Origin of the sequence: Sphingobium sp. WTD-1 (genome assembly GCF_030128825.1) — a bacterium.
Taxonomy (GTDB): domain Bacteria; phylum Pseudomonadota; class Alphaproteobacteria; order Sphingomonadales; family Sphingomonadaceae; genus Sphingobium.
This window is the reverse complement of sequence record NZ_CP119127.1, coordinates 3712743-3735036: the sequence shown is the minus strand read 5'-3', so window position 1 is coordinate 3735036 and position 22294 is coordinate 3712743. Positions and strand designations below refer to the sequence as shown.

The 22294-nt window shown below is 64.8% G+C and carries 22 protein-coding genes; 12 read left to right on the top strand and 10 right to left on the bottom strand.

The window, feature by feature from the left end; genetic code table 11:
- Positions 1-65 precede the first annotated feature (65 nt).
- The gene (locus N6H05_RS18380) at positions 66-2243 is read right to left on the bottom strand and encodes a 3-hydroxyacyl-CoA dehydrogenase NAD-binding domain-containing protein (RefSeq protein WP_284111016.1); all 2178 of its coding nucleotides are present in this window, start codon (positions 2241-2243) and stop codon (positions 66-68) included.
- A gap of 24 nt (positions 2244-2267) precedes the next feature.
- Entirely contained in the window at positions 2268-3476 is a 1209-nt protein-coding gene (locus N6H05_RS18375) for an acetyl-CoA C-acetyltransferase (protein WP_284111015.1), read from the bottom strand.
- A gap of 151 nt (positions 3477-3627) precedes the next feature.
- On the opposite strand from N6H05_RS18375, the gene N6H05_RS18370 reads away from it, so the two are divergent.
- Together N6H05_RS18370 and N6H05_RS18365 are read left to right on the top strand one after the other, a co-directional pair.
- The gene (locus tag N6H05_RS18370) at positions 3628-4383 is read left to right on the top strand and encodes a metallophosphoesterase family protein (RefSeq protein ID WP_284111014.1); all 756 of its coding nucleotides are present in this window, start codon (positions 3628-3630) and stop codon (positions 4381-4383) included.
- Positions 4384-4430: 47 nt separating this feature from the next.
- Positions 4431-6101 (top strand): MFS transporter, encoded by a 1671-nt coding sequence (locus N6H05_RS18365; RefSeq protein WP_004212052.1) that lies wholly within the window; start codon positions 4431-4433, stop codon positions 6099-6101.
- A 42-nt stretch (positions 6102-6143) separates the two neighbouring features.
- Here N6H05_RS18365 and N6H05_RS18360 read toward each other — a convergent pair whose 3' ends face one another.
- The gene (locus tag N6H05_RS18360) at positions 6144-6740 is read right to left on the bottom strand and encodes a nucleotidyltransferase family protein (protein ID WP_037507878.1); all 597 of its coding nucleotides are present in this window, start codon (positions 6738-6740) and stop codon (positions 6144-6146) included.
- Positions 6741-6897: 157 nt separating this feature from the next.
- On the opposite strand from N6H05_RS18360, the gene folE reads away from it, so the two are divergent.
- From folE to N6H05_RS18330, 6 genes are all read left to right on the top strand, one after another.
- Entirely contained in the window at positions 6898-7506 is a 609-nt protein-coding gene (gene folE, locus N6H05_RS18355; protein ID WP_037507879.1) for a GTP cyclohydrolase I FolE, read from the top strand.
- Positions 7503-8363 carry an SDR family oxidoreductase gene (locus N6H05_RS18350; protein WP_284111012.1) on the top strand — a complete coding sequence of 287 codons (861 nt, stop codon included), beginning with the start codon at positions 7503-7505 and terminating at the stop codon, positions 8361-8363. The genes folE and N6H05_RS18350 overlap by 4 nt, the downstream gene beginning before the upstream one ends.
- 84 nt (positions 8364-8447) lie before the next feature.
- On the top strand, positions 8448-9224 hold the full coding sequence (locus N6H05_RS18345) for an enoyl-CoA hydratase-related protein (RefSeq protein ID WP_048937020.1): 777 nt from the start codon (positions 8448-8450) through the stop codon (positions 9222-9224).
- 348 nt (positions 9225-9572) lie between these two features.
- Positions 9573-11951: a TonB-dependent receptor gene (locus N6H05_RS18340; protein WP_284111011.1), complete on the top strand. Its 2379-nt coding sequence runs from the start codon at positions 9573-9575 to the stop codon at positions 11949-11951.
- Positions 11951-13192: a dipeptidase gene (locus N6H05_RS18335; protein ID WP_284111010.1), complete on the top strand. Its 1242-nt coding sequence runs from the start codon at positions 11951-11953 to the stop codon at positions 13190-13192. Before N6H05_RS18340 ends, N6H05_RS18335 begins: the two co-directional genes overlap by 1 nt.
- Before the next feature lie 119 nt (positions 13193-13311).
- Positions 13312-13941, top strand: a complete 630-nt coding sequence (locus N6H05_RS18330; protein WP_037518919.1) for a class I SAM-dependent methyltransferase — start codon at positions 13312-13314, stop codon at positions 13939-13941.
- A 54-nt stretch (positions 13942-13995) separates the two neighbouring features.
- On the opposite strand, the gene N6H05_RS18325 is transcribed toward N6H05_RS18330, so the two are convergent.
- Positions 13996-14622: an RcnB family protein gene (locus N6H05_RS18325; RefSeq protein ID WP_284111008.1), complete on the bottom strand. Its 627-nt coding sequence runs from the start codon at positions 14620-14622 to the stop codon at positions 13996-13998.
- A 159-nt stretch (positions 14623-14781) separates the two neighbouring features.
- Here N6H05_RS18325 and N6H05_RS18320 point away from each other — a divergent pair, with 159 nt between their 5' ends.
- The gene (locus tag N6H05_RS18320) at positions 14782-15714 is read left to right on the top strand and encodes an ABC transporter ATP-binding protein (protein ID WP_004212063.1); all 933 of its coding nucleotides are present in this window, start codon (positions 14782-14784) and stop codon (positions 15712-15714) included.
- On the top strand, positions 15711-16481 hold the full coding sequence (locus N6H05_RS18315; RefSeq protein ID WP_010335393.1) for an ABC transporter permease: 771 nt from the start codon (positions 15711-15713) through the stop codon (positions 16479-16481). Before N6H05_RS18320 ends, N6H05_RS18315 begins: the two co-directional genes overlap by 4 nt.
- 66 nt (positions 16482-16547) lie before the next feature.
- Here the strand turns inward: N6H05_RS18315 and N6H05_RS18310 are convergent, their stop codons facing one another.
- From N6H05_RS18310 to N6H05_RS18290, 5 genes are all read right to left on the bottom strand, one after another.
- Positions 16548-16868, bottom strand: coding sequence for a WYL domain-containing protein (locus tag N6H05_RS18310; protein ID WP_004212065.1), 321 nt, complete (start codon positions 16866-16868; stop codon positions 16548-16550).
- 112 nt (positions 16869-16980) lie between these two features.
- Positions 16981-18291 carry an MATE family efflux transporter gene (locus N6H05_RS18305; protein ID WP_284114269.1) on the bottom strand — a complete coding sequence of 437 codons (1311 nt, stop codon included), beginning with the start codon at positions 18289-18291 and terminating at the stop codon, positions 16981-16983.
- A gap of 118 nt (positions 18292-18409) precedes the next feature.
- Positions 18410-19339: a DUF808 domain-containing protein gene (locus tag N6H05_RS18300; protein WP_284111005.1), complete on the bottom strand. Its 930-nt coding sequence runs from the start codon at positions 19337-19339 to the stop codon at positions 18410-18412.
- 118 nt (positions 19340-19457) lie between these two features.
- Positions 19458-19700 (bottom strand): hypothetical protein, encoded by a 243-nt coding sequence (locus N6H05_RS18295; RefSeq protein WP_284111003.1) that lies wholly within the window; start codon positions 19698-19700, stop codon positions 19458-19460.
- On the bottom strand, positions 19697-20062 hold the full coding sequence (locus N6H05_RS18290) for a hypothetical protein (RefSeq protein WP_284111001.1): 366 nt from the start codon (positions 20060-20062) through the stop codon (positions 19697-19699). Before N6H05_RS18290 ends, N6H05_RS18295 begins: the two co-directional genes overlap by 4 nt.
- Positions 20063-20166: 104 nt before the next feature.
- Here N6H05_RS18290 and N6H05_RS18285 point away from each other — a divergent pair, with 104 nt between their 5' ends.
- Entirely contained in the window at positions 20167-20436 is a 270-nt protein-coding gene (locus tag N6H05_RS18285) for a plasmid stabilization protein (RefSeq protein WP_284110999.1), read from the top strand.
- A gap of 2 nt (positions 20437-20438) precedes the next feature.
- Here the strand turns inward: N6H05_RS18285 and N6H05_RS18280 are convergent, their stop codons facing one another.
- On the bottom strand, positions 20439-21335 hold the full coding sequence (locus N6H05_RS18280; protein ID WP_284110997.1) for a LysR family transcriptional regulator: 897 nt from the start codon (positions 21333-21335) through the stop codon (positions 20439-20441).
- Between the two features lie 132 nt (positions 21336-21467).
- On the opposite strand from N6H05_RS18280, the gene N6H05_RS18275 reads away from it, so the two are divergent.
- Positions 21468-22220 (top strand): SDR family NAD(P)-dependent oxidoreductase, encoded by a 753-nt coding sequence (locus N6H05_RS18275; RefSeq protein ID WP_284110995.1) that lies wholly within the window; start codon positions 21468-21470, stop codon positions 22218-22220.
- Positions 22221-22294 lie beyond the last annotated feature (74 nt).

Here is a 22294-nt window from a genome sequence, read left to right as displayed (position 1 = left end):
AGAAAAGGTCTCCCCGAATATGTCCGGGGAGACCTAATACAGAAGCGTTACGATTTACAAATCGCTCATGCTGCAGCGCGAGACGGAACGGGGCGATAGAAGGTCGCGCCGTTGGCCGCCATTTCCCGCAACTGCGCCGTGGGGGCGAAGCGCGGGCCATGGGCGGCGGCCAGCCGATCCAGCACGGCCACGACATGGGCGATGCCGACCGTGTCCATATGGCTGAACGGACCACCGGTATAGGGCGCGAAGCCCCAGCCGAAGATCGCGCCGATGTCGCCATCTTCCGGCGTTTCGAGTACGCCTTCCTCGAAGCAGCGGGCGCATTCGATCAACTGGCGATAGAGCAGGCGTTCCTTGACTTCCTCGACGTCCGGCTGGGCGTCGGCGCGCGGGAACAGATCGCCCAGCACCGGCGAGAGATGCTTCTTGCCGCCTTCGGGATAGTCGTACCAGCCCTTGCCGTTCTTGCGGCCCAGGCGATCGGCCTCGACCATCTTGAGCATGATGTCGTCCGACCCCTGGGGAACATAGGCGTCGCCCAGCTCCTTCTTGGCGGCGGTCATGATCTTGACGCCCAGTTCGATCGACACTTCGTCGCTGACGGCCAGCGGGCCGGTCGGCATGCCGAGCTGCTTGCCGGCATTTTCGATGAGCGCCGGGTTGATGCCTTCGCCGACCAGCTCCGCACCTTCCTGCACATAGGTGCCGAAGCTGCGCGAGGTGTAGAAGCCGCGGCTGTCATGGACGACGATCGGCGTCTTCTTGATCTGGGCAACGAAGTCGAGCGCCTTGGCGATCGCGGCCGGGCCGGTCTTTTCACCCAGGATGATTTCGACCAGCGGCATCTTCTCGACCGGCGAGAAGAAGTGGACGCCGATGAAATTCTCGGGCTTGGACCAGGCATTGGCCAGCTTGGTGATCGGCAGGGTCGAGGTGTTGGAACCGAAGATGGTGTCGGCGCCCAGCACGGCTTCGACCTGCTTGGTCACTTCCGCCTTGATTGCGACATCCTCGAACACCGCTTCGATCACGAAGTCGGCGCCGGCGAGCGCGGCATAGTCGGTGGTCGGGGTGACGCGGGCCAGGGTAGCGGCCATCTTCTCGGGCGTCATGCCACGGCCCAGGCGCTTGGCCAGCACCGCCTCGACATGGGCCTTGCCCTTTTCGGCATAGGCCTGGTCGCGGTCGAACAGCACCACGTCCATCCCGGCCTGTGCCGCGACGGTGGCGATGCCCGCGCCCATCATGCCGGCGCCCAGCATGGCGAGCTTGGTGGTCGGCGCCTTGGGCTCGTCCTTGGGACGGCGCGCGCCGCGCTCGGCTGCCTGCTTGTTGACGAACAGGGTGCGGATCATGTTCGACGCCTGCGGATCGGCGGCGACCTTGGCGAAATATTTGCTTTCGATCCGGATCGCCCGGTCCATCGGCAGGGTGATGCCCTCATAGACCGCCGACAGCAGGGCGATCGGCGCGTTCATGTTGCGCTGGGTCTGCTTGAGCGTCATCGGCAGGGCGCCGGCCATGGTCTGGACGAAGGCGGGGTTGAAACCGCCGGCGCCGCCGGGAACCTTGAAGCCCTTGACGTCCCAGGGCTGGGTGCTGGCGGTCGGGTTGGCCTTGACCCATTCCTTCGCCGCCGCAGCTGCCGTGCCCTGCGGCACCACGCCGTCGACGACCTTCAGCATCGCGGCTTCGGCCGGGCGGAACAGCTTGCCCTGCAGCATGTACATCAGCGACGCCTGGACGCCCATGATGCGCGGCAGGCGCTGCGATCCGCCACCGCCGGGGAACAGGCCGATCAGGATTTCGGGCAGGCCCAGCTGGGTCTTGGGGCTGTCACCGACGAAGCGGCGATGGCAGGCCAGCGCCAGTTCGAAGCCGCCGCCGACGCAGGTGCCTTCAATGGCGCAGGCGACCGGCTTGCCGGCGGTTTCCAGGCGACGGAACAACTGGTTCAGCACGAACACATTGTCGAAGATCGCGGTGGGGGCGGGGCGCTGGCCATCGGCGCTGGCGAGCATGGACCCGAAATATTTCAGGTCCATGCCGGCCATGAAGCCGCTGTCCTTGCCCGATGCGATGACCGCGCCCTTGATGCCTTCTTCCGATGCGATGCGGGTGATGGCGGCGTCGAGGTCTGCCAGGAAGTCGGGGCCGATGACGTTCATCGACTGGCCGGGCACGTCGATCGTCAGGGTGGCGATGCCGTCGGCATCGATGTCGAAGCGGATGGTTTCCATGTGTGTCTCTCCTAAGTCCGCTGCTTACACGCGCTCGATGATGATGCCGGTGCCCATGCCCGCGCCGACGCACAGATTGATGAGCGCGGTGCCCTTGCCCGAGCGTTCCAGCTCGTCGAGCGCAGTGCCCAGCACCATGGCGCCGGTGGCGCCCAGCGGATGGCCCATGGCGATCGCGCCGCCATTGACGTTGATCTTGCTGTGGTCGAGGTTCATCGCCTGCATGTAGCGCAGCACGACCGAGGCAAAGGCCTCGTTCAGTTCCCACAGGTCGATGTCGGCGGTGGTCATGCCGGCACGGGCCAGCAGCTTGCCGGCGACAAATTCCGGGCCGGTCAGCATGATCAGCGGTTCCGATCCGATCGAGGCCATCGCCTTGATCCTGGCGCGCGGCTTCAGGCCGTATTTGTCGCCGATTTCCTTGTTGCCGACCAGCACGGCGGCGGCGCCGTCGACGATGCCGCTGCTGTTGCCGGCGTGATGGACATGGTTGACCTTTTCCAGCTCGGGATAGCGCAGCAGGGCGACCGTGTCGAAGCCGGGCATGTCTTCGCCCAGCGCCTGGAAGCTGGGCTTCAGGCTGCCCAGCGACTGCATCGTCGCGTCGGGGCGCATATGTTCGTCATGGTCGAGGGCGATGCCGCCGATCACGTCGCGGACCGGCACGATCGACTTCTTGAAACGGCCTTCGTCCCAGGCGGCCTTGGCGCGGCGTTGGCTCTCGACGGCATAGGCGTCGACATCGTCGCGGCTGATGCCGAACTTGGTGGCGATCACGTCGGCGCCGATGCCCTGGGGCGCGAAATAGGTCTTGTAGGCAACCGCCGGGTCCATTGCCCAGGCGCCGCCGTCCGATGCCATCGGCACGCGGCTCATCGATTCGACGCCGCCGCCGATCGCGAACATCGCTTCGCCCGAATAGACCTTGGCCGCGGCCATGTTGACTGCTTCCAGGCCGGATGCACAGAAACGGTTGATCTGCACGCCCGGCACGGTCTGGGCATAATCGGCGTTGAGTACGGCGACACGCGCGATATCCGCGCCCTGTTCGCCCACGGGGCTGACGCAGCCCAGGATCACATCGTCGACGTCGGCGGTGTCGATCTGGGTGCGGTCGCGCACCGCTTCGAGCATCTGCGTCGCGAGCTGGATGGGGGTGATGTCGTGGAGCGAACCGTCGCTCTTGCCCCGGCCACGGGGCGTGCGGACGGCGTCGTAAATATAGGCTTCCATGGTTCCTTTTCCCTCTCCGTTGGCGGCTTTTGGCGCACCGGAAGTGGCCCTGAATGTATTTACGTTTACGTAAAGTGCAAGCGTGAAATGGTCGGTTTTCGCCGACATGGCCTTGCCGTAAGGTCAGGTGCGGGCCTGATGTGGGGCGCGATTGCAGCGGGACAAGCACCAGGTGAAGATTGCGGCTCTTTCCGACATCCATGGCAATATCGACGCGCTTAACGCCGTGCTGGCGGACGTGGCCGCACGCAATGTCGATCTATGTGTCAATCTCGGTGACATCCTGTCGGGGCCGCTCTTCCCCTGCGAGACCGCCGATCGGCTGATGGCGTTGGATATGCCGACGATCCGGGGCAATCATGAGCGGCAATTGCTGACGCTGGCGCCCGAACGCATGGGCGCGTCGGACCGGGCGACCCATGATCTGCTGGCGCCGCGCCATCGCGACTGGATCGCTGCCTTGCCCGAGACGCTGTGGCTGACGGATGAGGTGCTCATGGTCCATGGCACGCCGGGTAGCGACATCGATTATTGGCTGGAGACGGTCGAACCGACCGGCTTGCGCGCTGCCACCAATGTGGAGGTCGAGGCGCGGGCAGGGGGCGTCGTCGCGCCGCTGGTCCTGTGCGGCCATACCCATGTGCCGCGCATCCACCGTCGCGCCGATGGCGGGCTGATCGTCAATCCGGGCAGCGTCGGCCTGCCGGCCTACGACGATGATCGGCCCTGGCCGCACAAGGTGGAGACCGGATCGCCCGAAGCCCGTTATGCACTGGTCGAGCGGATGGCCAACGGCTGGCACGCGGAGATCATGATGGTCGCCTATGACGCGGAACGCGCCGCCGCCAGGGCCGATGCGCGCGGCCGTCCGGACTGGGGCCGGGCGTTACGGACAGGCCGCATCTGAACCAATGACCGAGTCGTGGGTTTGACCCAGGTTCTTAAATCCGCTTGATGGTTTTCGTGCCTGACACCGAGTCCCCCCAGCCTTCCTCGCCCTTTGCCATTCCCATCTTCCGCGCGATCTGGATCGCGAGCCTGGCGTCCAATTTCGGCGGGCTGATCCAGTCGGTCGGTGCGGCCTGGATGATGACCTCGCTGTCCGCTTCGCCGGTGCTGGTGGCGCTGGTGCCGGCGTCGACGACGCTGCCGATCATGCTGTTCTCGCTCTGGGCCGGTGCGGTCGCCGACAATCTGGATCGGCGCAAGGTGATGATGGCCTGCCAGCTTTTCATGCTGCTGGTGTCGACCGCCCTCGCACTGGTTGCCTGGCTCGGTGCGCTGACGCCCTGGACATTGCTGGGCTTCACCTTCCTGATCGGCTGCGCGACGGCGGTGAACGGCCCGGCCTGGCAGGCATCGGTCGGTGACATGGTGCCGCGCAGCGTGCTGCCCAGCGCGGTCGCGATGAACAGCATGGGCTTCAACCTGGCCCGCAGCACCGGCCCGGCGCTGGGCGGCGTGATCGTCGCGGCGGCGGGCGCGGCGGCGGCGTTCCTGGCCAATGCGGTCAGCTATATCGGCCTGGTCGCGGTGCTGGCGCGCTGGCGGCCGGAATTGCCGCCCAAGCTGCTGCCGCGTGAGCGGCTGGGCGTCGCGATGTGGGCCGGTGTCAGCTATGTCTCGATGTCGCCAAAGATCCAGCTCGTGCTGCTGCGCGGCGGCGCCTTCGGCATCGGCGCCAGTGCGGTGTCGGCGCTGATGCCGCTGGTGGCGCGCGATGTGCTGGGCGGCGGCGCGCTGACCTTCGGCCTTACCAGTGGCGCCTTCGGCGTCGGCGCGGTGGCCGGGGCGCTCTCCACCCGGCGGCTGCGCGCGCGCTTCTCGATCGAGGCGATCGTGCGGTCCGCTGCCCTGTCGCTGGCGGCGGGGACGGCGATCACCGCCATGTCAGGCTATCTGGCGCTGGCGTTGCTCGGCTATCTGCTCGCCGGGGCGGGCTGGGTCATGGCGCTGTCGACCTTCAACGTGTCGGTCCAGATGTCGGCGCCGCGCTGGGTCGTCGCCCGCGCCGTCGCCATCTATCAGATGACGGCGTTCGGCGGCATGGCGATCGGCGCCTGGCTGTTCGGCAATCTGGCCGAGGATCATGGCGTGGTGGACGCCCTCTATGCTTCCGCCGCGGTGCAACTGGTCGCTGCGCTGATCGGCTTCGTTCGTCCGCTGCCGCAGATCGGCGATGACAATCTCGATCTCCAGAACCGCTGGCGCGAGCCGGAGACGGCGGTGCCGGTCGAGCCGCGCAGCGGCCCAGTCGTCATCACCATCGAATATCGCATCCCGGTGGGGTCGGTCGTCCCCTTCCTCAGTGCGATGAGCGAGCGCCGCCGTATCCGCAAGCGCGACGGCGCGCATGGCTGGTCGCTGATGCGTGACCTGGGCGATCCGGAACTCTGGGTCGAGCGCTATCATGTGTCGACCTGGCTCGACTATGTCCGCCACAACCAGCGGCGTACCATCGCCGACATCACCAACAGCGATACGATCCACGCGCTGCACAGCGGCGGCAAGCCGCCGGTGGTGCATCGCATGCTGGAACGCCAGACCGGCTCGCTGCCGCTCAGTCGTGCCCCTGATCCGCGGGAAATGGGCGACGGCCTGACCGATCCGACGCGATCGACCTGACGCGGGGCAAGGCAAAGCGGCTTCGCCTGCCCCTTTTGTGCCTCAGGTCGGTGTCACCGGGGGGCGGCCAAGATCCTCCGGCGTATCGATGTCGTGCAGCACATTGCCGATCGTCTCGATCTGGATGCCATGGCTCAGCAGCGCACGGGCACCCTGATCGCCTTTAAGTGCCAGCAATTCGGGGAAATGCTTGCGGCCGATGAAGGCGGGCGGCGAGGAGGAGAAGCCGTCGGTGCTGGCGACGACCGACCTTATGTCCTCGGCCGCCATGCAGATATGGTTATAATGGGTCTGCGGCACGTCGGGCATGTCGGCCAGGCAGATCAGGATGCCGCGCACCTTGCGCTTGTCCATCACATGCTCGACCGCCAGCCGGATGCTGCTCGACAGGCCTTCCTCGGGCCGTTCGTTGACGATGATATCGAAGCCGCGCCGGTCGAGCTTGCGATGCAATATTGGCGCAAATTCGACCGGCCGCACGACGGCGACCAGCTCGGCAAAGGCCATGGAGGCGATGGTTTCCAGCGTGTGCGCGGCAACCGGCTTGCCGCGCAGGTCGGCCATCAGCTTGTCTTCCTCGCCGAAGCGGGTCGACATGCCGGCTGCCAGCAGGACGGCGGCGATGCGTTCAGTGCGCATGATCGTGCGATTGTAATGACATTTTTATGTGGTGCGTTCCCGTTAGGCTGTGATTTGCCACCACAGCGATGTTGTGTCCAGCCGGGGCAAAAGGGCTGGTCAGACGGCCACGCAGTCGCCATATGCCGGGGCCAACAATTATGGAGTGGCCCAGTTCATGGCATATGATCCCGATGCGGAAACCGTAGGCGAAGGCTCGAAGGAGCCGGTCCCGGCCGAAGTGTCGGAGGCGATCCGCACCCTCATCCGCTGGTCGGGCGATGCGCCCGAGCGCGAGGGGTTGGTGGAAACACCCGAGCGGGTGGCGCGCGCCTGGCGCGAATATTGCCGCGGCTATAATGATGATCCGGCCTATCATCTCTCGCGCATCTTCCACGAGGTGGGCGGTTATGACGATGTCGTGCTGCTGAAGGACATTCCGTTCCAGTCGCATTGCGAACATCATATGGCGCCGATCGTCGGTCGCGCGCACATCGCCTATTTGCCCGGCGACTATGTGGTCGGCATTTCCAAGCTGGCCCGCGTGCTGCACGCCTATGCCAACCGGTTGCAGGTGCAGGAACGGCTGACCTCCGAAGTCGCCAACTGCATCTGGGAAAATCTCAAGCCCCAAGGCGTCGCCGTGGTGATCGAGGCGACCCATGGCTGCATGACCGGCCGTGGCGTGCGCACGCCGAACGTCATCATGAAGACCAGCCGCATGCTCGGCGTCTTCCGCGACGACGAAAAGTCGCGCGAGGAAGTGCTGAAGCTCATCGCCTCGTGAATGATGTGACCGGAGAGGGGGAGGGCGCGGAGCCCGCCTATCGCCCGATCGGCGGCGTAAAGAAGGACGGCGGGGCGACAGGCCCCTTGCCGCTGGCCTCGCGCCGGCTGGCGCTGGTGACCGGCGGCCATCGCCGGCTGGGCGGCATCATTTCGGCGGCGCTGGCGAAGGCGGGCTATTCGCTCGCGATCCATGGCAGCCATGACACGCGGCTCGATTCCCATCTGGCGCTGGCGCTCGAGGAAAATGGCGCCGAATGGGAAGGCTTCGTCGTCGACTTCGCCGATCCCGAAGCGGCCGAGGAACTGGTCGCGCAGGTCGCCGAACGTTTTGGCCGGCCGCCCGACCTGCTGGTCAACAGTGCCGCGATCTTTGGCCAGGACCGGATCGACAGCGTGACCGCCGATGATCTGATGCGCCATTATGCGGTCAATTGCGCGGCGCCCGCGATGCTGACCAAGGCGTTCGCGACGGTGCCGGCCGGGACCGGCGATCGCTGCATCGTCAATATCCTCGACCAGCGGATCGACCATCCCCATGGCGACCAGCTGGCCTATACGCTGTCCAAGCTGGCGCTCGCCGGCCTGACGAAGACGGCGGCCAGCAGCCTGGCGCCGCATGTGCGGGTCAATGCGGTGGCGCCCGGTCTGACCATCGCCACGCCCGATTATGATGCGGAACAGATGGCGCGGCTGGAGCAGTTGATGCCGCTCGGCCGGCTGCCGCAGGCGGAGCAGATCGCGCAGGCCGTGCTCTATCTGGCCGGGGCGACGGCGGTGACGGGCCAGACCCTCTATGTCGATGGCGGCGCCCATATGCGCAGCTATGATCAGGATTTCATGCATCTTTGCCGATAGGATCGGCAAAATCGCCGCGCCGCAAAGGCTGGCGATCCGTTTTTGGCCGACATAGATCGGCGCTGACAGCTTAGGGAGACGGCAATGGCATATGAAACGATCCTGGTGGAACAGCAGGGCGCGGTGACGCTCATCACGCTCAACCGGCCGCAGGCGCTCAACGCGCTCAACAGCCAGGTGCTGGCGGATCTGGGCGCGGCCTTTGCCGCCTATGATGCCGACCCGACCCAGCATTGCGCGGTGCTGACCGGCAGCGAAAAGGCCTTTGCCGCCGGCGCCGACATCAAGGAAATGGTCGACAAGGAAGCGGCCGACTTCTTCCTGCAGGATTTCTTCTCCGACTGGCAGACCAAGGTCGTCGCCACCCGCAAGCCGTGGATCGCGGCGGTTGCCGGCTTTGCGCTGGGCGGCGGCTGCGAACTGGCGATGATGGCGGACTTTATCCTGGCAGCCGACACCGCCAAGTTCGGCCAGCCCGAGGTGAAGCTGGGCGTGGCGCCGGGCATGGGCGGGTCGCAGCGGCTGACCCGCGCGGTCGGCAAGGCCAAGGCGATGGAAATGTGCCTGACCGGCCGGATGATGGGGGCCGAGGAGGCCGAGCGGGCCGGCCTGGTCGCGCGGATCGTGCCGGCGGCCGAGTTGCTGGACGATGCGCTCAAGACCGCCGCCGCGATCGCGGCGATGCCGCCGATGGCGGCGATGGTGAACAAGGAAATGGTCAATATCGCGTTCGAGACCAATCTGGCCCAGGGTATTTTGACCGAGCGCCGCCTGTTCCAGATCCTGACCGCGACCGAAGACAAGAAGGAAGGCATGACCGCCTTTGTCGAGAAGCGTCCGGGCGTCTGGAAAGGGCGCTAAAGACTTAAAGAAAGCTCCTCTCCGGAAAGGAGAGGGTATGCCATTTTTCGATCCTCCCCAGGCCAGGCCTGGGGAGGATTTTTTGTGCGCGCATGAGAGGGAAGAGGGCATTGATTACGGAATCTCAATGCTTTGAGGCGTCTCGTTGCGCTTGAGAAATCATCATAAGCGCGTGGTGGATTTTCCCGAAGGGCTCGTTTCAGATGACAAAAGGATGACATGATCTGCGGTCGCCCGAAGGGACGATCGACAGGCCAGAGTCCGGAGAGGAACGGCGCGACAGCTCGAAGGAGCGGGTGCTGCTGATTGGCGCGAACTGCCCTTTTGCAGGGCCTACAGGGAGCCTCTATGCCTTCGATTTCGTCTGTCCGTCGCGTTTCGCGCGCTGCGCTTCTGCTTGCCTGCTGCACCGGCGCGCTGTCATCTGCCGCCCTGGCCCAGGAAGCGGCGCCGGCGGATGAGGATAGCACGATCACCGTGACCGGTCGTCGTATCTCGCAATCGTCGGAAGCGATTGGCGAAGACAAGATCAACAATGTCGTCGCCGTCACGCGCGAGGCGCTGCTGTCGGCGCCGTCGGGCATTTCGGGCCTGAAGATGCTGGAGCAACTGCCCGGCTTCAACGTCCAGACCGACGGTGCGCTGGGCCTCTATGAATTCGGCAACAGCGTCCAGACCCGCGCCTTCAACCTCGACCAGATCGGTTTCGTGGTCGACGGCATCCCGACCGGTCGCAGCGACGCTTTCGGCGGCAGCCCTGTCTTCCGCTATGTCGACAATGAAAATCTGGGCGTGGTGGAAGCCTCCGTCGGCGCCGCGGATGTCGGCCTGCCCAGCTATTCCAGCCTTGGCCCGGTGGTGCAGTATAACAGCATCGCCCCGCAGGAGGAGATGGGCCTGTTCGTGTCGCAGAGCTTTGGCGACAATAATATGAAGCGCACCTTCATCCGCGCCAGCACGGGCCGGGTGGGCCCGTTCAAGGCCTATGTCAGCCGCACCAAGCTGGACAGCGACCTGTGGCGTGGCCCCGGTTCGGTCGATCGCGAACATTGGGAAGGCCAGATCCATGCCGATCTGGGCGGCGACAGCTGGGCGCGCTTCAAGTTCGTGTCGAACGACTTCTTCGACTATGACTCGCCGACAATCACCCGCGCCCAATATAATTGCACGGTGAAGAGCGTGGTCGGCACCTGTGGCCGCGACTTCGCCTATATCGAAAATGTGCCCAACACCACGACCGGCTTCGCGCCGACGGCGGCGGGCGTCTATTATTCCAATTCCAACTACACCAATGTCTACAACCTCGCGATCAACGTGCGGAAGGACAAGCTTTATGGCGGCACCTTCCACCTGGGTGTCGCTGACGGCGTGTGGGCGGAATCGACCCTCTATTATGAGGACAAGAATGGCTATGGCGTCTCGCCCGACAGCTATTCAAACTCGCTGACCCGCTACACGGCACAAGCGGCCGCCGGTCTGGACGTGACCGCGCCCAAGGGCGTGCAATATGGCCGGTCGGGCGTGGGCGGCGATCGCTATGGCGTGACCACCAAGCTGCACTGGGAAAGCGGCAATAATGTCGTGGAAGGCGGCATCTGGGCCGAAGTCGACAAATATCACCGCACCCAGGCGCGCTACAACACGATGGACGGCGCCCCCGATGGCGAGCCCAATCTGGACGAACTGGTCTATCTGCGCCGCGACTATCGTTCGCAGCGCGACACGCTGCAGATATTCCTGAAAGACACGCTCAAGCTGATGGATGACCGGCTGGTTCTGGATGCGGGCTTCAAGGGGCTGATGCTGGACTATCGTCTGGGTGGCTATCGCGACTTCGACGACTATTATCGCGTCGTGGGTGGCACTGCGGTGGCTGGCTGGGGGCCGCAGTATAACACGGCCCATTATCGCGACATGTTCCTGCCGATGGCCGGCCTGCTGTTCAAGATCAACGAGCGCAGCCAGATCTTCGCCTCCTATGCCGAGACGATGGCGCTGCCCAAGGGCATGGATGATATCTATGCCGTGACGCGTACCGGTACGTCGGCGCTGGTGCCCCAGCCCAAGGCGGAACGCTCGCAGAATATGGAAATCGGCTTCCGCACCAATCAGGGGCAGCTCTACGCCTCGATCGCGGGCTATTACACCAAGTTCAAGAACCGCATCCAGTCGATCACGACCTTCCAGGAAGGCGGCGGCAGCACCACCGAAACCTTCTACCAGAATGTCGGTCGGGTCGAATCCTACGGCGTGGAAGCCAGCGGCACCTACAAGCCGGCCTTCCTCAACGGCCTGGCCTATGCCAACGCCAACGTCACCTATAACAACGCCAAGTTCCAGGACGATATCGTCGCGTCGGTCACCTATGCGACCTCCGGCAAATATATTCCGGACAGCGCCAAGTGGATCGTCAGCGGCGGCGTTACGATCGAGCCGGCAAGCTGGCTGGTGGCGAACATCAGCGGCAAATATACCTCGAAGCGCTGGTCGACCTTCACCAACACGGCGGGGTCAAGCGTGCCGGCCTACACCGTGTTCAGCGGCTATGTGGACATTGGCGACGGCTGGAGCTTCGGCCCGGTGAAGAGCATCAAGGCGCGCTTCAACGTCGACAATATCTTCGACAAGGACACGCTGTCCTACATCTCTTCCTCGGTGACGGGCGACGGTGCCTTCCGGCCGCTGTCGCCACGCACCTTCCAGTTCACCATTTCGGGCGAAATCTGATGCGGAATGCTTATCTGATGGGGGCAGCGCTGGTCGCGCTGCTCCCGATTGCGGCGCAGGCCCAGCCAAAATCTGCGACGGGGGGCGTGTCGAAACAGGTCTATCAGCTGCACCAGAAGCTGATCACGCTCGACAGCCATCTCGATACGCCGGCCTCGCTCGACCTGCCCGACTGGTCGATCGACGAGGAGCATGGCGTCCATAACGACTATACCCAGGTCGACCTGCCGCGGATGAAGAAGGGCGGCCTGGATGGCGGCTTCTGGGCGATCTACACCGGGCAGGGGCCGCTGACGATCGAGGGCTTCCGCAAGGCCCGCGATTTTGCGCTGCTGCGCGGCATGTCGATCCGATCGATGGTGGCGGCCGACCCCGACAATTTCACGCTGGCGCTGGAGGCGAAGGACGCGGCGCCGATCGCCGCGGCGGGCAAGCGTATCGTCTATATGTCGATCGAAAATGCCTATCCGCTCGGCGAGGATGTCTCGCTGATCAAGACATTCTACGACATGGGCGTGCGCGTGTCGGGCTTTGCCCATTTCGCGCATAACCAGTTCGCCGACAGCTCGACCGATCCGTCGAAGAAGCCGCGCTATGGCGGTCTCAGCCCGCTCGGCAAGGAATTGCTGAAGGAGATGAACCGGCTCGGCATCGTCCCCGACGCCTCGCACAGCTCAGACGAGGTGCTGGACGATCTGCTGGCGCTGTCGACCACGCCGGTGCTGCTGACCCATTCGGGCTGCAAGGCGATCTACGACCATCCGCGCAACATCGACGACGAACATCTGAAAGCGCTGGCGGCCAAGGGCGGCGTGATCCAGATGAACGCCTATGGCGCCTATCTGCGCGCATCGAAGCCCAATCCCGACCGGCAGAAGGCACTGATGGTGCTCTATGGCCAGATGCGGGAAGACGCCAAAGTTTCGGCCGAGAAGCGCGCCGAACTGCTCGCCAAGCGGCAGGAGATCGACAAGCTCTACCCCGACACCGACCGGCCAACCTTCGACGATTTCATGGCGCATATGCTGCACGCGCTGAAGGTCGTCGGTCCCGATCATGTCGGCATTGGCCTAGATTGGGACGGTGGCGGCGGTGTCGTCGGCATGGAGGATGTGGTCGATCTGCCCAAGATCACCGACGCGCTGCTGAAGGCCGGCTATAGCGAGGCTGACGTACAGAAAATCTGGTCCGGCAATGTGCTGCGCGTGCTGGCCGCGGCCGAAGCGGGCAAGCAGAAATAAGGACTTGTGCCGGACCGGCCGTTGCTGGTCCGGCATGAAATCTTGTTAAGCCAATCGACGGGGGCGCTCCGGCCCGCTAAGGGGAGTCGGCACCAGAAAGGAGCGGTCGCATTTCGCCCATGCAGCACAAGCCGAAGCGCAGCCGGGCAATCGCCCTGCCGAACAGCGAGTTTCGCGCCCGCGCCACCGAATATCTCGATTTCCTCGCCGCCTGGGTGAAGAAGCCCCGGCAGACCGCCTCGGTCGTGCCCAGCAGTCGCTATCTGGCGCGGCTGATGGTGGCCGACATTGATCCGCAGGGCGGCCGCGTGCTGGAACTGGGCGGGGGCACGGGCGTCTTCACCCGCGCCATCCTGGAAACCGGGCTTGCCGCCGACATGCTGGAGGTGGTGGAGATCAACCCCGCCTTCGCGCGCGGGCTGCGTCGTCATTTTCCCCATGTCTCGATCCTGGAGACGCCGGCGCAGATCGTCTCGGTCGCGGCCGCCGGTGGCCCCGGCGACTATCAGACCGTGGTCAGCGGCCTGCCGCTGCTGGCGATGGACCGCGCGATGCATATCGACATATTGTCCGAAGCCTTCCGCATGCTGAAGCCGGGCGGCAGTCTGGTGCAGTTCACCTATTCGACGCGGCCGCCGGTCAGTCGTGCGGTGCTGGATCAGCTTGGCCTGGAGGTTGTCCGCGCCGGCCATACGGTACGCAATTTCCCGCCAGCGACGGTCTTCCGCTTCACCCGTCGGGGCGAATGATCGGGACAAGAGAAAAGGGCCGCATCCGATGATGCGGCCCTTCCTGTTTCTGCCTCAGTAGAAGGCGCCATAGACGACATCGACCACGCGGCGCGACCGGACTTCGACCAGCAGCAGGTCGGGGCCGTAGCGCACCCAGCGATAGCCATAGGGCGGCGCGCCCAGGCCCAGGCGCCAATAGTCGTTGTAATAATAATAGCTGGAGAAGAAGACAGCCGGCAGGAACAGGCCGACCGTCCAACGCCGATAGCGATAGCCATGGGGATAGCGGAAGGCCGGGCCGGGGATCGGCCGGAAATTGGGCGGACGGCCGGCGCCCGGATGATGGGGCGGGCGATAATCGCCCGGTCGGCCAGGATGCGGGCCGCCAGGGCGTCCGGGCTGGGTTGGCGGGCGACCATGATGGCCATCGCCGCCGGGACGGGATGGCGTTGGACCGCCACCACCGGGCCGGCCGGGATTGGGGCCACCGGGGCGCGAAGGCTGAACTGATCCGCCCCCGCCGGGTCGCGAGGGCTGCACCGATCCGCCGGGTCGGGAGGGGCGAGGGGACGGGCGGGCGGACGGACCGGGCGGGCGGGCCGAACCGCCGCCGGATGGCGGACGATGCTGCGGTTGGGACAGCGCCATGTCCGGGAGGATTAGCAACGCGGTAGAGAGAAAGAGAATTGCCTTCTTCATAGCCTTCTCCGCAATATAGCCGGGTCAACCTATGCCCGTGCTTCGCCGGCTTCAATCTTTTTCCAATATGGTGCCCCGCTTCGCTATTTGCCACGTCGCCGGTTGCATGGCGCGGTCAGCCTCCTATCTTGCCGACACAAGGAAAGGGGGCGCTGCCGCATGGCATCCATCATCGAAATCAAGGGCCTGACGAAAAGCTATGCGTCGGGCTTTCAGGCGCTCAAGGGCGTCGACCTGAATATCGAGGAGGGCGAGATTTTTGCGCTGCTCGGCCCCAATGGCGCGGGCAAGACAACGATGATCTCGATCATCTGCGCCAATGTCCGTCCCTCGGGCGGCACCGTGACGGTCGCCGGCCATGACATCATCCGCGACTATCGCGGCGCGCGCGCGGCGATCGGGCTGGTGCCGCAGGAACTGAATACCGATCAGTTCGAGCGGGTGATCGACACCGTCACCTTCAGCCGCGGCCTGTTCGGCAAGCCGCGCAACGACGCCTATGTCGAAAAGGTGCTGCGCGACCTGTCGCTGTGGGACAAGCGCCACAACAAGATCCGCGAGCTTTCCGGCGGCATGAAGCGCCGCGTGATGATCGCCAAGGCGCTGAGCCACGAACCGCGCGTGCTGTTCCTGGACGAGCCGACCGCCGGCGTCGACGTCGAACTGCGCCGGGACATGTGGAAGCTGATCGGCGAACTGCGCCAGACCGGCGTCACCATCATCCTGACCACCCATTATATCGAGGAGGCCGAGGAAATGGCCGACCGGGTGGGCGTCATCAACCATGGCCAGCTGATGCTGGTCGAGGACAAGACCGCGCTGATGGAGAAGCTGGGCAAGAAGACGCTGTCGATCATGCTGGCCGAGCCGATCGAGGCGCTGCCGCCCGAACTGGCCGACTGGGATGTGGCGCTGAAGGCTGAGGGGCAGGAGATCGAATATCTGTTCGACACCCGCGCCGAACGCACCGGCGTCTCCTCGTTGTTGCGCAAGCTGGGCGATCTCGGCATCGGCTACAAGGATCTCAACACGCGGCAGAGTAGCCTGGAGGATATTTTCGTGAGCCTGGTCCATCAGGAGAAAGCGGCATGAACGGCCCCAATCTGCGCGCCGTCGCCGCCATCTACAAGTTCGAGCTGCACCGGTTCCGGCGCACCTGGCTGACCGGCCTGCTGGTGCCGGTCATCACCACATCGCTCTATTTCATCGTGTTCGGCGGGGCGATCGGCTCGCGCATGACCGAGATTGACGGCATTCCCTACGCCGCCTTCATCGTGCCCGGCCTCATCATGATGTCGATGTTCACGGAGAGCATCTTCAATGCGAGTTTCGGCATCTACATGCCCAAATTCACCGGCACCATCTATGAGTTGCTCTCGGCGCCGGTGTCGGCGATGGAGACGGTGATCGCCTATGTGGGCGCAGCGGCGACCAAGGCGCTGATCGTCGGCTTCATCATCTTTGCCACGGCGCATCTGTTTGTCGACCTGCCGGTGGCCCATCCCTTCGCCATGGTCGGCTTCATGCTGCTGATCGCGGTGAGCTTCTGCCTGTTCGGCTTCATCCTGGGCATCTGGGCGCAGGGGTTCGAGCAGTTGCAGGTGATCCCGCTGCTGATCATCACGCCGATGACCTTCCTGGGCGGCGCCTTCTACTCGATCCACATGCTGGCCGAACCGTGGCGCACCATCACGCTGTTCAACCCGATCGTCTATCTGATCTCGGGCTTCCGCTGGACCTTTTTTGGCAAGGGTGATGTCGGGATCGAATTCAGCCTGCTGTTCGTGGGCGGCATGCTTGCAGTTTGCCTAGGCATCATCGCCTGGGTGTTCCGCACCGGCTATCGGCTCAAGAAGTAACGAAAAAAGAAAAGGGCGGCCATTGGCCGCCCTTCTTCATTCCGGTCGAAGCGATGCCAATGCCGATCAGGCGGCGGCGCTCTGCGGATCGACTGCGAACAGGGTCACGCCCTTATATTTGTCGTCGCCCTGGTCGTAGAGGCCGTGCATCGCCTCGAACGTCTCGTCCAGGATCTCGACGTCGCTCAGGCCGGCCAGCTTGAACGTACCGAGCTTCAGCTCGCGCGGCGGGCGGCCGTCACGGTCCGTGGTCACGGCATCCATGAACATCTCGTCATGGCGCGTGTAGAGGATGTGCGGGGCCAGCGTGACGACCATCTTGTTATAGGTCGCCTTGAGGCACTTCTGAAGCGCGATGGCTTCGAAGATAGGGGTCGGAGAGTCCATGATGAGCCGCCCATATCAAGAAACAGGTTCGGGTTTCAATTGCTTTGTGCGTCGCAGCATATGCCCGTAATGCAACCGGCCGGATTTTCACGACGAATTGTGCGGGCTTTTTTTAGCGCGGGATGAGGCGCAGCCGATCGCGCAACGACCAGCGCGCGATCAGCAGGATCGCCACCGTGCCGAGACCCGCAGCCAGGCCGAACCAGATGCCAACGCCATGCAGCCCCATCGGGAAGGCGAGCAGGGCGCCGACGCCGATGCCGATGATCCAGTAGCCGACCAGGGCGAAGATCATCGGCACCTTGGTATCCTGGATGCCGCGCAGCACGCCGGCGCCGACGGCCTGGGCAGCGTCGACCAACTGGAACAGCGCGGCGACCGCCAGGAAGCTGACCGCCAGATTGGCGGTGGCGAGATTGGCCGGATCATGGACGTCGAGGAAGATCGACACCAGCGGTCGCGGGATCAGGACCAGCATCAGCGCGGCCGCCATGGCGAAACCGGTGCCGACGATCAGCGCCAGCCAGCCGGCCCGGCCGATCGCGGCGGGATCGGCCCGGCCATAGGCGACGCCGACGCGCACGGTCGCGGCCTGGCCGATGCCCATCGGCACCATGAAGACCAGCGAGGCGATCTGGATCGCCACGGCATGGGCGGCGAGCGATTCCCGGTCGATCAGCCCCATCAGGAAGGCCGAGGCGTTGAACACGGTGACTTCCAGCCCCAGCGTGATCGCGATCGGCAGGCCCAGCGTCCACACCGCCCGCTGTCGGTCGCGGTCACGCGTCCAGAAGCGGCCCATCAGGCGATAGCGACGGAAGCGGCGATCGACCAGGATGACGGTCAGCAGGCCCAGGAACAGGAAGGTGGAAGAGAGGGTGCTGGCGATGCCGGCGCCCAGCAGGCCGAGCGCGGGCAGGCCGAGATGGCCGAAGATCAGCGCCCAGCCCGCCAGCACGTTGAACGGGATGCCGAGCATCATGATGATGAGGCCCCAGAGTGGTCGTTCCAGTGCCGAAATGAAGTTGCGCAGCGTAGTGAAGCAGAGGAAGGGCAGCAGCGCCCATTGCATCCCGCGCATCAGATGGCCGGCTTCGCGCGCCAGGTCGGGCTCCTGGCCCATGGCGCGCAATATCGCCTCGCAATGCCACAGGATCAGCCAGGCCGGCAGCACGAAGAAGGCGGCGGCGCGCAGCGTCTGGTGGACGGTGCGGCGCACGTCGCGCACCGAATGGCGACGACGGCCGCGTTCGCTGGCGATCAGCGGCGCGGCGGCCGTGACGAGGCCGAGGCCGAAGATCAGCAGCGCGTTGAAGAGATTGATCGCCAGTGCCCCGGCGGCGACCGCTTCCGCACCCAGTCGACCGACGAGCAGCAGGTCGGTCGCCGCGATTCCCGACCAGGCGACATTGCCCGCGATCATGGGAATGGCGAGCGTGACGAGGGCGCGCGCCTCGATGCGCCAGGGGGAGGATTGGGTCACTTGGATGGTCCGGAGCGAGGGAAGCGCCGATATGGCGCGGGCGCTCCCCTTAATCGCCTCAGTGCTTCTTGAACAGATGCAGCACGGCAACGATGATGCCGCCGATCACCAGACCGACAATGCCCGCGCCGATCGCGTTGACAAGCCAGTCGACCACCGGCGCGATCGCGGGCACGGCATGGGCTGCCCCCTCGGCCACATGATGGATCGTGCCGGGGATCAGATCCCAGTGAAATTCGTGCAGGCCATGGACGATCAGGCCGCCGCCGACCCACAGCATCGCCGCCGTACCGACGACGCCCAGCACGCTCATCAGCACCGGCATTGCCTTCACCAGGCCCCGGCCGATGGCGCGCGTCGCCGCGCCGCTGCGCTGGGCGAGGTGCAGGCCGATATCGTCCATCTTCACGATGAAGCCGACCACGCCATAGACGCCGGCGGTGATCGCGATGGCGACGACGACCAGGATGATCGCCTGTTCCCAGATCGGCTCGCTGGCGACAGTGCCGAGCGCAATCGCCATGATCTCGCCCGACAGGATGAAGTCGGTGCGGATCGCGCTGGAAACCTTCTGGTCCTCCAGTTCCTTGGAGGTCAGGGTCGCGGCGGCATCCGCCACCTCGTCATGGCCGCCCTGGATCGCTTCGAGTAGCTTTTCCGCCGCCTCGAAGCAGAGGAAGGCGCCGCCCAGCATCAACAGCGGCGGCAGCAGCCAGGGCGCAAAGGCACTGAGCGCCAGTGCCGCCGGCAGCAGGAACAGCAATTTGTTGCGCAGCGATCCGCGCGCGATCTTCCAGATGATCGGCAGTTCGCGTTCGGGCGACAGGCCCATGACATAATTGGGCGTGACGGCAGTATCGTCGATGACGACGCCGGCGGCCTTGGTGCCGGCCTTGCCGGCGGCAGCGGCGACATCATCCAGCGACGTGGCCGCCATCTTGGCGATACCGGCAACGTCGTCGAGCAGCGCGATCAGACCCGAAGGCATGGTTGAATAATTCCCCTGTTGAAACGGATGGATATCATCCGTGCGCGCTTCTTAATGCGCGGGCAGGGTGGGAGCAATGGAGCGATGATTGCCGGTTCGTGACCGGGCGTCGGCGATATCAGTAATTGCCGGGCGGATCACTGGCGGGGAAGGATTCGTCGGACTGTTCATCGACCATGTCCCAATCGCTGTCGTCCGCCTGCGGTCCGGCGTCGCGGACGATCCCGGATGAGCCGACCGGGGCGCGATCGTCCGGATCATTGGCGGTGTTGCTATCGCTTTTGCCGGCGCGTTCCTTCCAGCTTTTCCAGGCGACAGCCCCCAGGCCGGTCAGAAAGGCCAGCTTCAACAATCCCTTCATGGTGTCTCCTTCGACGCATTGTGGAGATGGACCCATTTGGCGGCGTCCTGGTCGATAGCCTCGGGCGAGAGGCGAATTTCGCCCTCTTCGTCCGCGCTGCCGGCATGATCGTCATCCTCGTCCGCGCCGGTCATGGCGGGCGGGAAAATGCTCCAGCGCTGTTGCAGGGCGGTGTCGATCATCGCCTGCCAGGCGATCACGTCGCCCGTCTCTCGCATGGCCGGATCGGGCTCCTTGAGCAGTGCCAATATGCTGGCAGCGTCCTCTACCCAATAGGGCCAGTTATGCGTTGCGCCAGCGGCAAGATGCCGGGCGAGGCGCTCAAGCAGGGTGCGTTGCTCCATGATGTCCGGAACGTTCATGGCGACTCTCCGTTCCTCATTTTGTCATCGGCCAATCTAGTCGCGATCGACGCGCCGCGCGCCTCGGGATTTGAACCGATATGGCGCAGGAAAAGGAGGCAGATATGCCCAGAGGCGACAAGGATCGTTACACTGACAAGCAGAAGCGCAAGGCCGCGCATATCGTGCAAGGCTATGAAGAACGTGGCGTTTCGCATGACGAGGCGGAGGCGCGGGCCTGGGCGACCGTGAACAAGGATTCGGGCGGCGGAAATCTGTCGGGATCGGGGCGGGGCAAGCCCGACAGCCATGCCGCCGAACGGCGCAAGGCGGCCGATCGATCGGCCGCGGCGAAGAAGGGGTGGGAAACGCGCCGCCGCCGGGCGCAGGGCTGAAATCAGGGCGAGAAGATATCGCCGTTGCTGAAATGGGCGGCGAGATGGTCGATCCAGGCGCGCACCAGCGGCGGCAGCCCGGTGCGGGTGGTGAAGACGAGGTGGACGATCCCCTCCTGCGCCTGCCATTCCGGGAACGGCAGCGCCAGGGCGCCCGAGCGCAGGTCGGCCATGCAGACATGATCGGGCAGCAGCGCCACGCCGAGCCCCGCAATGGCGGCGCGGCGGATGGTCTCGAAATCGCCGCAGCTCAGGCGCGGATGATGCTCGATCACCCGTGTCCCGCCATCGGGGCCTTCGAGATGCCAGCTCACCGCGCCATCCTCCCCCGATGAACTGAGCGTCGGCAGGGACGGCAGGGCATCGATGTGCTGTCCTGCCACCTGATTGGCGAGCGCGGGGCTGGCGACCAAAATACGGCGGCTGCGCGCCAGGGTGCGCATCGTCAGTTCCGCGTCGGTGTCCAATCGGGTGCGCACGCGCAGGGCGACATCGATCCGCTCGCCGATTAGGTCGACGGGGCGATCGACCGCGACGATCTGGACATGGCCCTTGGGATAGAGGGTCAGGAAATCGGGCAATAGGGCGGCGATGAACGGGGTGAGGCCGGTCGGGCAGGAAAAGCGGACGGTGCCCCTGGGTTCGCTGAGGCTGGATTCGACCAGGGCTTCGGCGCGTTCCGCGGCGGCCACGGCGATGCGGCACTGGTCATAGACCGACAGGCCAAGCTCGGTGACCCGGAACCGGCGCGATGAGCGTTCGATCAACCGCACGCCCAGCCGCTGTTCCAACTCCGCGACCCGGCGGCTGAGTTTCGACTTGGGGAGGCGCAGCGCCCGGCCGGCGGCGGCAAAGCCACCATGGGTCACAACCGCCGCAAACAGACGAAGATCATTCATATCCTGCATGTCATTGTTCTACTTTTGGAACGATGGATGTCAATTTTGCTGTCTACAGCGATAATCGTTCCAGGCTTATTTCCGATGACACAGGCGGTGCAGGGCGCATCGCCGAACAGAAAGGAAATGATCATGGCACGCAAATTGGAAAACAAGGTGGCGGTTGTGACCGGCGGCACGACCGGCATTGGCCTGGGCATCGCGCAGGAATTGGCCGAAGCCGGCGCCAGGCTGTTCATCACCGGCCGGCGGCAGGAGGAACTGGACGCGGCGGTCCGCACCATCGGCCATGGTGCCGTGGGTGTGCAGGGCGACGTGACCCGGTTCGCCGATCTCGACCGCCTCTATGATGTCGTGCAGCAGCAGGGCGCCCAGATCGATATATTGGTCGCCAATGCCGGTGGCGGCAGCTTCCAGCCGATCGGCGCCATTACCGAGGACGAGTTTGATCGCACCTTCGGCCTGAACGTGAAGGCGACGCTGTTCACGGTGCAGAAGGCGCTGCCGCTGCTGCGCGACGGGGCATCGATCATCCTGACGGGATCGACGGAGTCGGTGCGCGCTTTGCCGGCCTTCAGCGTCTATGGCGCAACCAAGGCGGCGATCCGCAATTTCGCGCGCCACTGGATCCTCGACCTCAAGGACCGCCATATCCGGGTGAATACGATCGCGCCGGGTGCCACCCGCACGCCGGGGCTGCAGGGGCTGGCTGCTGACGACGCGGAATGGCAGGCGCTGGAAGGTGGTTTGGCGTCGCAAATCCCGCTCGGCCGGCTGGCCGACCCGCGCGAGATCGGCAAGGCGGCAACCTTCCTCGCCTCCGACGACGCCAGCTATGTCAACGGCGTCGAACTGTTCGTCGATGGCGGCTTCGCGCAGATCTGAGCCGCAGCCGCGCTTTTCAGGGCAACAAAAAAGCCGCCCGGTGACGGGCGGCTTTCTCGTTTTTCTAGAGCGAA

Coding starts and splice junctions, on each gene's coding strand:
- N6H05_RS18380 (WP_284111016.1), bottom strand. CDS start 2,243: ATGGAAACCATCCGCTTCGACATCGATGCCGACGGCATCGCCACCCTG.
- N6H05_RS18375 (WP_284111015.1), bottom strand. CDS start 3,476: ATGGAAGCCTATATTTACGACGCCGTCCGCACGCCCCGTGGCCGGGGC.
- N6H05_RS18365 (WP_004212052.1), top strand. CDS start 4,431: ATGGTTTTCGTGCCTGACACCGAGTCCCCCCAGCCTTCCTCGCCCTTT.
- N6H05_RS18360 (WP_037507878.1), bottom strand. CDS start 6,740: ATGCGCACTGAACGCATCGCCGCCGTCCTGCTGGCAGCCGGCATGTCG.
- folE (WP_037507879.1), top strand. CDS start 6,898: ATGGCATATGATCCCGATGCGGAAACCGTAGGCGAAGGCTCGAAGGAG.
- N6H05_RS18345 (WP_048937020.1), top strand. CDS start 8,448: ATGGCATATGAAACGATCCTGGTGGAACAGCAGGGCGCGGTGACGCTC.
- N6H05_RS18340 (WP_284111011.1), top strand. CDS start 9,573: ATGCCTTCGATTTCGTCTGTCCGTCGCGTTTCGCGCGCTGCGCTTCTG.
- N6H05_RS18335 (WP_284111010.1), top strand. CDS start 11,951: ATGCGGAATGCTTATCTGATGGGGGCAGCGCTGGTCGCGCTGCTCCCG.
- N6H05_RS18330 (WP_037518919.1), top strand. CDS start 13,312: ATGCAGCACAAGCCGAAGCGCAGCCGGGCAATCGCCCTGCCGAACAGC.
- N6H05_RS18325 (WP_284111008.1), bottom strand. CDS start 14,622: ATGAAGAAGGCAATTCTCTTTCTCTCTACCGCGTTGCTAATCCTCCCG.
- N6H05_RS18320 (WP_004212063.1), top strand. CDS start 14,782: ATGGCATCCATCATCGAAATCAAGGGCCTGACGAAAAGCTATGCGTCG.
- N6H05_RS18315 (WP_010335393.1), top strand. CDS start 15,711: ATGAACGGCCCCAATCTGCGCGCCGTCGCCGCCATCTACAAGTTCGAG.
- N6H05_RS18310 (WP_004212065.1), bottom strand. CDS start 16,868: ATGGACTCTCCGACCCCTATCTTCGAAGCCATCGCGCTTCAGAAGTGC.
- N6H05_RS18305 (WP_284114269.1), bottom strand. CDS start 18,291: ATGATCGCGGGCAATGTCGCCTGGTCGGGAATCGCGGCGACCGACCTG.
- N6H05_RS18300 (WP_284111005.1), bottom strand. CDS start 19,339: ATGCCTTCGGGTCTGATCGCGCTGCTCGACGACGTTGCCGGTATCGCC.
- N6H05_RS18295 (WP_284111003.1), bottom strand. CDS start 19,700: ATGAAGGGATTGTTGAAGCTGGCCTTTCTGACCGGCCTGGGGGCTGTC.
- N6H05_RS18290 (WP_284111001.1), bottom strand. CDS start 20,062: ATGAACGTTCCGGACATCATGGAGCAACGCACCCTGCTTGAGCGCCTC.
- N6H05_RS18285 (WP_284110999.1), top strand. CDS start 20,167: ATGCCCAGAGGCGACAAGGATCGTTACACTGACAAGCAGAAGCGCAAG.
- N6H05_RS18280 (WP_284110997.1), bottom strand. CDS start 21,335: ATGAATGATCTTCGTCTGTTTGCGGCGGTTGTGACCCATGGTGGCTTT.
- N6H05_RS18275 (WP_284110995.1), top strand. CDS start 21,468: ATGGCACGCAAATTGGAAAACAAGGTGGCGGTTGTGACCGGCGGCACG.